Source organism: Phycisphaerae bacterium (assembly GCA_035384605.1).
Classification (GTDB): domain Bacteria; phylum Planctomycetota; class Phycisphaerae; order UBA1845; family PWPN01; genus JAUCQB01.
Map to the genome: position 1 here is coordinate 106,325 of DAOOIV010000007.1, position 8,095 is coordinate 114,419.

11 protein-coding genes are annotated in these 8,095 nt (G+C 64.1%); 9 read left to right on the forward strand and 2 right to left on the reverse strand.

The annotated features are described in order from the left end of the window. Positions 1–67: 67 nt before the first annotated feature. From PLL20_03635 to PLL20_03675, 9 genes are all read left to right on the forward strand, one after another. Positions 68–688 carry a phage terminase large subunit family protein gene (locus tag PLL20_03635; GenBank protein HPD29061.1) on the forward strand — a complete coding sequence of 207 codons (621 nt, stop codon included), beginning with the start codon at positions 68–70 and terminating at the stop codon, positions 686–688. Continuing rightward, positions 689–904, forward strand: coding sequence for a hypothetical protein (locus PLL20_03640; GenBank protein HPD29062.1), 216 nt, complete (start codon positions 689–691; stop codon positions 902–904). It begins immediately after the preceding gene. Positions 905–963: 59 nt separating this feature from the next. Then, entirely contained in the window at positions 964–1,362 is a 399-nt protein-coding gene (locus tag PLL20_03645) for a metalloregulator ArsR/SmtB family transcription factor (protein ID HPD29063.1), read from the forward strand. Further along, positions 1,346–2,347: an ABC transporter ATP-binding protein gene (locus PLL20_03650; GenBank protein ID HPD29064.1), complete on the forward strand. Its 1,002-nt coding sequence runs from the start codon at positions 1,346–1,348 to the stop codon at positions 2,345–2,347. Before PLL20_03645 ends, PLL20_03650 begins: the two co-directional genes overlap by 17 nt. Further along, on the forward strand, positions 2,344–3,075 hold the full coding sequence (locus PLL20_03655; protein HPD29065.1) for an ABC transporter permease: 732 nt from the start codon (positions 2,344–2,346) through the stop codon (positions 3,073–3,075). Before PLL20_03650 ends, PLL20_03655 begins: the two co-directional genes overlap by 4 nt. A gap of 374 nt (positions 3,076–3,449) precedes the next feature. After that, positions 3,450–4,763 (forward strand): ATP-binding protein, encoded by a 1,314-nt coding sequence (locus tag PLL20_03660; GenBank protein ID HPD29066.1) that lies wholly within the window; start codon positions 3,450–3,452, stop codon positions 4,761–4,763. 4 nt (positions 4,764–4,767) lie between these two features. Then, positions 4,768–6,108 (forward strand): metallophosphoesterase, encoded by a 1,341-nt coding sequence (locus PLL20_03665; protein ID HPD29067.1) that lies wholly within the window; start codon positions 4,768–4,770, stop codon positions 6,106–6,108. Positions 6,109–6,123: 15 nt separating this feature from the next. After that, positions 6,124–6,750, forward strand: coding sequence for a hypothetical protein (locus tag PLL20_03670; GenBank protein ID HPD29068.1), 627 nt, complete (start codon positions 6,124–6,126; stop codon positions 6,748–6,750). A 15-nt stretch (positions 6,751–6,765) separates the two neighbouring features. After that, positions 6,766–7,146, forward strand: coding sequence for a hypothetical protein (locus PLL20_03675; GenBank protein HPD29069.1), 381 nt, complete (start codon positions 6,766–6,768; stop codon positions 7,144–7,146). On the opposite strand, the gene PLL20_03680 is transcribed toward PLL20_03675, so the two are convergent. Continuing rightward, the gene (locus PLL20_03680; GenBank protein ID HPD29070.1) at positions 7,147–7,572 is read right to left on the reverse strand and encodes a hypothetical protein; all 426 of its coding nucleotides are present in this window, start codon (positions 7,570–7,572) and stop codon (positions 7,147–7,149) included. Continuing rightward, positions 7,569–8,095 (reverse strand): recombinase family protein (locus PLL20_03685; protein ID HPD29071.1); only part of this gene is annotated, 527 nt, incomplete at its 5' end. The genes PLL20_03685 and PLL20_03680, both read right to left, overlap by 4 nt.

The window sequence follows — 8,095 nt, forward strand, 5'->3', positions numbered from 1 at the left end:
GCGGACGCTTCAGCTCGCCGCCAAGGGTGCGGGACTGGAGGGTGCGATCTACGCCGGGCTGGAGGCGGTGACCAGCGACCTTCTCGGCCGGGAGTGGCGGCGGGAAGACGGGGCGCACCTGAAGGTCGAGCGGTGCCTCATCGACGCCAACTGGGGCACATCGACTGACGTGGTCTACCAGTTCTGCCGTCAGAGCGCCCACGCGGCGGTCCTGACGCCGAGCCACGGGCGGTTCGTGGGGGCATCAAGCATCCCGCTGGCCGAGTACCGCCGCAAGCGCGGCGACCGCGTCGGCCTGAATTGGCGCATCCCCAGTGTCCACGGCCGCCGGGCCATCCGCCACGTGCTCTTCGACTCGAACTACTGGAAGTCGTTCATCCACGCACGCCTTGCCGTCGCCATGGGCGACCGGGGGTGCCTGTCGCTTTTCGGCCGCGACCCGGAAGTGCATCGCCTCCTGGCCGAGCACCTGACGAGCGAGTACCGCGTGAAGACCGAGGGCCGGGGCCGCGTGGTGGACGAGTGGAAACTGCGCCCCGAGGCCTCAGAGAACCACTGGCTCGATTGCCTCGTCGGCTGCGCCGTGGCGGCGTCGATGCAGGGCGTGGTGCTGCCCGGAACGGACGCGAAGGCCGACGTGAAGCGCCAGCGCGTGAGACTCTCGGACCTCCAGCGGAGCAGGCGATAGATGGACGAGCGCACACAGATGAGCGGGGACTCGAAAGGTCTTCCTGCCACGATGCCAGCGGCCCAGCCGGTTAAGCGTGGTCTGGAGTGCCCGCGCTGCGGGTGCAGGCATTTCCACGTGCTCTATACCCGCGCCACCATCGGTGGGCGAATCCTCCGCCGTCGCGAGTGCCGCTACTGCGGCCGGAGGGTTACCACCTACGAATCTGCCAACTGATTTGCACGGAGCGGTTTTCGCGCTTGACAATTTCCGTCTTTTAGCGGATACTAAAACGGATGGCTGAGATAGATCGGCAAGACATGATGCGAATCTTCAGGGCGCTCTCGGTGGAGAAGCGAGCGGAGATCATCCGCCTTCTGGCCGAACGGACGCTCTGCGTCGGGGCCCTGTCCAACCTGCTGGGCATCTCGGCGGGCGCGGTGTCCCAGCACCTGCGGATTCTCAAGGACGCCGGTCTCGTCCAAGCCGACCGGCGGGGCTACTTCATCCACTATAGTCTCTCGCCCGACGCCGCCGGGCGTTGCCGGGCGGTCATGGACTCTCTTTTCGGATTGCAGAAGAAAGGAACCAGACGATGTGCTGCGGAAAAACGAAATGCGAAAGGCCCAAGGAACTCAAGGGCAAAGCCGAAGCGTGCCCGCCCGAGCAGATCAAGAAATGCCACGGCGACGTGAAGGAACACCCGTGCGTCAAGACGAGCAGGAAGCGCAAATAGCCGTCCGGGTCGGCGGCCTCAGGAAGAGCTACGGCGCGGTCGTCGCATTGGCCGGGGTCTCGTTCGATGTTCGACGCGGGAGAGTGTTCGCCTATCTTGGTCCCAACGGCGCGGGCAAGACGACGACCATCAACATCTTGTGCGGGCTGCTGGGCCGCGATGGCGGCGAGGTCTCGATACTCGGCCGGGACGTGGCCCACGACCCGGTCTTCGTGAAGAGCCGCATCGGCGTCGTGACCGAGAACTCCAACCTCTACCCCGAGCTGCGTTGCCGCAGGAACCTCCAGTACGTGGGCCAGCTCTATGGCCTGCCCCGCGCGGAGGGACGGAGCCGTGCCGCTGAGCTGATCGAGGGGTTCGGCCTGGCCGAGAAGGCGGACCAACCGTTCGGAGCGCTCTCGCGCGGCATGAAACGCCGCTTGACCGTTGCCGCCGCGCTGGTACATCGGCCGAAGGTGCTCTTTCTCGACGAGCCGACCACCGGCCTCGACGTGCCCAGCGCCAAGTCCCTGCGCGGACTCATCCGCCGAATCGTCGGTGGCGGGACTACTGTCTTCCTAACCACCCGCAACCTCTTCGAGGCCGAGGAACTGGCCGACGACGTGGCGGTGCTGATAGGCGGGCGAATCGTCGCGCGGGGGAGCGTGGCCGAAATCAAGGGGTGCGTCGGCCGAGCGCGGAGCGTCTCCGTCCGGTTCTCTGGTCCGGTTGACGCCGACATCCTCAAATCGGCCTGTCCCGCGATCCGCTCCGCGAAACTCCAGGACGGTTACTGGCGGCTCGACGTAGCCGACCTGCACGAGGCGCTCGGCCAAGTCGTGGCGTTCTGCCGGCGGGAAGGCCTTCGCGTCGATGAGGTGGGCACGCGGGAACCGACGCTGGAGGACGCTTTCGTGTCGCTTCTGACCGAGAATGCGCAGGCGAACAGGAGGGACGAGTCGTGAGCCTGGTCGCCCGGGCGCTCGCCATCAGCTACAAGGACGTCGAGAGCTACTACGGCAAGCCGCCACTGGTGACGTGGGGCCTGCTGTTTCCTGCCGTTCTGATCCTGGCCGTGTACCTGAAGGACAGGGCGGGGTATCTTGCGGTCGCGCCAGGGATCATCGGCATGACGCTGCTCTTCGGCAACACCTCGATGGCGGCCATCGTCATCACCTTCGAGAAGCGCAGCGGGACGTTGGAGCGGCTTCTCCTGGCCCCGCTCACCGCCCGCACCATCGTTCTCGGCAAGGCCCTGAGCGCGGCGGCCTACGGCATCGCGACGGCCGCTGTCCTGACGCTGGGGCTCGCTGCGCTGCTGGGCCTGCCGTTGGCCCGGCCTGGTGTCTTTGCGCTCGGGCTTGTGCTGGGCGCGGGGATGTTTTCGCTCATGGGGATCATCGCGTCGGTCTTGGTGAAAGAGGTCTTCGAGGCCATGACGCTGATGAATTTCTTCCGCTTCCCGTTGCTCTTCGTGAGCGGCGTCTTCATGCCCCTGTCGCAGATGCCCGATTGGGTCAAACCCGTGGCGTACATCTCTCCGCTGACCCACGTGGTCGAACTCCTCCGGCTCGGTGCGTCCGGCGAGGCTTATTTCTCGTCGCCGTGGTTGCCGCTGGGGGTCTCGGTGGTATTTCTCGCCGCGTCTTGTGTGGTTGCAGGGCCCGCCTTCCGCAGGTACGCCACCCGCTGAGTGCCCGCCACTGCGGCCGGAGGCTGACCACCTACGAGAAGGGGGACGACTGAAGCGGGCACGTTTCTCCTGGAACATGGCCACCCGGGCGCGTTTTTCACGTCGCGCACACGTTTTTCTGGGCGGAGCCGCTCGTGTAACTGTTTTTCTTGGCCCGTAACTGTTTTTCCCGCGTGGTGGCCGGAAGGCTGTCACGCGGCGCGCGGTCGTCTCCGAGTCCGGCCATCGCGCGTAGCCGAGGATGTGCGACGGCCTACCAGGATGGGCTCTTCTTCAGAACAATCCAGATAGCCCCTTGACGGTGCCAGCCAAGGTGGGTATTATTCTGTCCAGTTTTGGCCGTAAGTGGAAACCGTTTTTGCCAGGAGAAGGCCATGCTGGAAACGCTCAAGACCATGATACTGGACGCGCAGGAGGCTCCGCTGGAGACGGGGGTGCCCCGCCGCCTGTCGATGAAGGCGGTTCCGGGCAAGGCGTCCGTGTGCATAGGGGTCCGCCGTAGCGGTAAGTCGACCTATCTGTTTCAGATCATGCAACGGCTGCTGGACCGCAAGGTTCCCCGCCAGAACATTCTCTATCTGAACTTCTTCGACGACCGCCTGCACGGGCTTCAGCAGGAGGGGCTCGGACACGTGGCCGAGGCGTACTACTCGCTCTACCCGCAGAAGAAGAACGCGGAGACGGTCTACTGCTTCTTCGACGAGATTCAGGTGGTCCCCAAGTGGGAGTCGTTCGTGGACCGTCTGATGCGGACGGAGAAGTGCGAAGTCTACCTGACCGGGTCGTCGTCGCGGATGCTGTCGAAGGAGATCGCCACCCAGATGCGCGGGCGCGCCCTGTCCTGGGAGCTGTTCCCCTTTTCGTTCCGCGAGTTCCTGGACTACAGGAAGGTGGAGGCTTCCGGCGAGCTTTCCACGAGGAAGCGTTTGCTCGTCCAGAAGGCCTTTGACGATTACTGGGAGACCGGTGGATTCCCCGAGGTGGCGGGGCTGGACCGCCCGCTTCGGATCAAGACGCATCAAGAGTACTTCCACGCTGTTCTCTTCCGGGACCTGGTCGAGCGGCACGACGTGTCCCATCCGAAGGCGGTCTCCGACCTGGCCCACTGGCTGATCGACAACACCGCCTCTTTCTACACCATCAACCGGCTGACGGGCTATCTCAAGTCGCTGGGGCACAAGGTCCCCAAGTCGGTCGTGTCGGACTATCTGGCGTGGTTCGAGGACGCCTACTTCCTGTTCAGCGTCAGGCTGTTCGACGCGTCGCTGGCGCGCAGCCACGTCAACCCGAAGAAAGTCTACTGCGTCGATCACTCCATGGTCACTTCGGTTTCGTCCGGCGTTCTGGTCAATTCCGGCCACCTCCTGGAGAACCTCGTCTTCGTGGGACTGCGCAGGACCTGCCCTGATGTCTTCTATTACAGGACCAGGACCGGGCGGGAGATCGACTTCATCCTCTCGCCGCGGGGGCGTCCACGCGCGCTGGTCCAAGTATGCGAGTCGTTGGTCGAACCGCAGACCAGGAAACGGGAACTCGCGGCCTTGGATGAAGCGATGTCCGAACTGGGCGTGCGAACAGGGACCATCGTCACGAGGGCCGAAAGCGAGCGGATCGAAGGCGAAAACGGAACCATCACGGTAGTTCCGGTCTGGCGGTTCCTGCTGGATCTCCCGGACACGCGGGAGTAGGCGCATGCGATTCCTGCTGATAAGCGACACCCACGGGCGGCTCGGTGTCATCAACGAGTTGGCGGCCCGGACGCGGGCCGACGCCGTGATTCACGCCGGCGACCTCGGCTTCTACGACGATGGGAGCTCCGAGCGGCTTTCCGAGCGGGAGCTCCGGCTCCACGTCGCGCACTCGGACCTTCCGCAGCCCGAGAAGGATCGAATCCTTGGGCTTCCCCGCGCCGAGCAGACCGTCGCCGCCAAGGCCGCTTGTCTGCTCGGCGAATTCCAGTCCTACGTCGATGGGCGCGAATCGTTCCGTGTGCCGGTCTACACCGTATGGGGCAACCACGAGGACAAGGACGTCGTCGAACGGGTCTTCCGAGGCGATGTCAAGGTTGGAAACCTCCATGTTCTGCACCATCGCCAGGCATACAGGGTCGGGCCGGCACTCATCTACGGCCTGGGCGGGAATCTCCTGCCCGGGTCGAAGATGATGCAGAAACCCATCGCCGGTGGCGGCGGCAGGATTTGGAGCACGCTTTCTCAATACGCCGACCTCGTGCGAGCCGCCGACAACGAGACGGACTGGCCCGGGCTGCGCCTCTTCGTTTCCCATGTCAGCCCGGGAAAAGAACCGTTCGTGGAACTCGTCGCGGCCAGGACGCGGGCGGACTTCACCATCAGCGGGCACATGGGGGCCCCGACCTGCATGGTGTGGAATCCGTTTGCGATCAACTCCGTCGAAGGGGCGGTCAAGCGGCTTCAGGATGGCCTGGAATCTGTAAGGCACGCCTGCCTGAACGCCGCCGGACAGGATGCGGCTCAGGTCGAAGATGTGCTCTCACTCGTCAGCCGGTTGCCGGAAGAGACCATCCATATCGGCCGGGGGGCCAAAGCCCCGCGATGGTATCGCCAGATGACCCACGTCAATCTCCCGGACGCACACGCAGGCCATGCCGTTCTGGACATCGCGGACGGCTCGGCCGCCCACCTCAAGAGCAGCGGCGGAGGTGCAGCCCAGATTCTCTGGAAGGACTCCGGCACCGGGGTCAAATGGGCCGTCGTGCGCTTGGGCCGCTGGTCACCGACGGTCTTCCCGGTGAACTTGACGCAAATCGGCGGTTCGCAGGGTGATCAAACCGAGCCCGCCACGTGGAGGTATCAGGTAACAGACATAGTGACCGGCCAGGAGCTGGAGCCCAATGTCAACCCGGTTACTCCGCCGCACAACTGGGCGCGGCCTGCGGTCGGTCAAATGCGCCCGGCGACGTTCGGCTACGCCCACTACAACGCCCAGGGTCAGCTTGCGCTCGGTTGGATCAATGAGGTTGCCGAACAAGAAGGTTGCGAGGAGCCTTTGTAGACGGCAGGGAATGGCATGTCATTGAGAGGACGAGCTGTTGTGCTGCCGAATGGCAAACGCGGAGTCTTGCCCTCCGGCAAGGTGGGGGTTTACAACACCGCTCATGAGTGCCCTGAATGCTGCCCGTACGAACACTTAGATTGGATTTTCTATGATTCCGGTATGATCGACGGCGGCCAGGACGGCGCCTACCGTGTTTATTCCAATCCTGAGTCGGTCCCCAAGAGCCCGTGGGTGCAACTCGCCAACGGGTTTACGCTGTATATGCGCTGGGAGGATGACTGGAACTGTTGCGAACATAACCCTTATTACCAGTATGCTGGAGCTCAATGCTTTTTCGAGGTGCGGAACACTCTCTGGCTGACCATGAAATGGGGTGGGATGGCCGAAAAAGAAGACCCGAATTATGAACTCATGGATCTGTATCTCGATGGGACACGAGTCGCTTTTGCACATGCGCCTGGCGGGGGGCAAGGGTGTGAAGGCGGGATGGGGCCGATCGTATCCGATCCGGCACCACCTGTTGAACGAATACTCTATCCAGAAACCCATCGATTGACTATCGACTTGACGACCAATGACGAACGCTTTCATTTTGAACCGGCGGGTTACTGGTTCGAATTTGGGCTGGAACCGTTGTGAGTTTGGGAGGCTGTCATGAACCAACAACGTTTGATTACCTCGAGACGATGTCGAGACTGTCCGCCGTTGGTCGTTCCGCGCAATGGGTATACCCCCAGCCGCCCGAGCTGCATCGAGTGCGTCGAGAAGCACTTGGGCGCGGCCTATGTCCTGCTGACCGAGATGAACGATCTGCCAGACACCGAGGCTTCCCTGCGTCAGGGCTTCTCCCGCCGGCTCCGGGCCATCGGCCACCTTTTCGAGGCCGAGGATGAGTCCCAGCAGTGGCCCGACCTCCACGCCGCCATCCGCCAGGCCCGCAAAGCCTACCAGGCCGATGGCACGATGCCGGATTGGAATGCGCTTGATGGGATGCTTGGAGAGGTGCGCTGGCAGGCGCAAGAGGGTGCGGCGTAATCACTCACCGTTGGCAGCCTGCTGCTCGGCCAAGAGTTGCTTCCACATTCGCCGCTGCTTGCGCCAATCGAGGACGGCGGCGATGGGGCGAAGATCGTGCTCGCGGATGGGGTCGCGGCCTTGAATGGTGCGGGGCAGGAACAGAACCTCCTCCTGGATGTCCGGGGCGAGGTTAAGGAGGTTCATGATCTGCGTGACGCGGGCGCGGGTGACGTGGCCCAGACGGGCCAAGTCGGCGTAGTCGGCCACCTCGCCGTCCTTCAGGAGACGCTCCAGGCGCAGGGCCAACGCCATGAGCCGGGAAACACGTGGAATGCTCCCCGGCTCGGTGGTCGCGGTCGGTGCTTCGCCGCGCTCGAGCACCTTTCGCCGTCCGCGTCCGTGCCGGAAATGCACCGCGCTGGTGATGGTGAGTCCTCGAGTCATACGGCCACCTCCTTCCGCCTGGCCTCCTCGACCAACGCGCCAATCCCCGTCGGGTGGAACGTCACCGAGACCGTTCCCTTCTCGCCGTCGTAGTCCACCCGCTCGACGAGAAGCTGCATCACGCGAACCTGCTCGCGGGGCGAGAGGCTTTCCCAAACCGGGTCGAAGAGCGCCAGCGCCCTGGCGGCCTCCTTCTCGTCCACCAGCTCCCGCCCGAGGGCGATGAGTTCCTCGCGGACCTGCGTGGCCCGCTGTTCGGCCGAGCGGATGCGGTCCTGGAGGTCCGCCATCCGGTCGGTCGCGGTCCCGTTGCGGCCGAGACGGCCTACCAGGTCGCGCATGTCGTCGTTGTCCCGCCGGAGGTCTCTCTCCAGCGCGGCCTGCTCGGCCTGGAGTTCCTCGACACGCCTTTGGGCCTGCTCCCGCGTTTGGCGGATGGTCTCAGCCACCACGGCCGGGTCGCGGCCCACGGCCCGCACCTGGTCCACCACGAACTTCTCAATCTCCGCCGCCGGGATGGACT

Excerpts from the sequence above, each read along its gene's own strand:
- PLL20_03675 (HPD29069.1), top strand. The coding sequence starts at position 6,766 with ATGAACCAACAACGTTTGATTACCTCGAGACGATGTCGAGACTGTCCG.
- PLL20_03670 (HPD29068.1), top strand. The coding sequence starts at position 6,124 with ATGTCATTGAGAGGACGAGCTGTTGTGCTGCCGAATGGCAAACGCGGA.
- PLL20_03660 (HPD29066.1), top strand. The coding sequence starts at position 3,450 with ATGCTGGAAACGCTCAAGACCATGATACTGGACGCGCAGGAGGCTCCG.
- PLL20_03650 (HPD29064.1), top strand. The coding sequence starts at position 1,346 with ATGCCACGGCGACGTGAAGGAACACCCGTGCGTCAAGACGAGCAGGAA.
- PLL20_03640 (HPD29062.1), top strand. The coding sequence starts at position 689 with ATGGACGAGCGCACACAGATGAGCGGGGACTCGAAAGGTCTTCCTGCC.
- PLL20_03680 (HPD29070.1), bottom strand. The coding sequence starts at position 7,572 with ATGACTCGAGGACTCACCATCACCAGCGCGGTGCATTTCCGGCACGGA.
- PLL20_03665 (HPD29067.1), top strand. The coding sequence starts at position 4,768 with ATGCGATTCCTGCTGATAAGCGACACCCACGGGCGGCTCGGTGTCATC.
- PLL20_03645 (HPD29063.1), top strand. The coding sequence starts at position 964 with ATGGCTGAGATAGATCGGCAAGACATGATGCGAATCTTCAGGGCGCTC.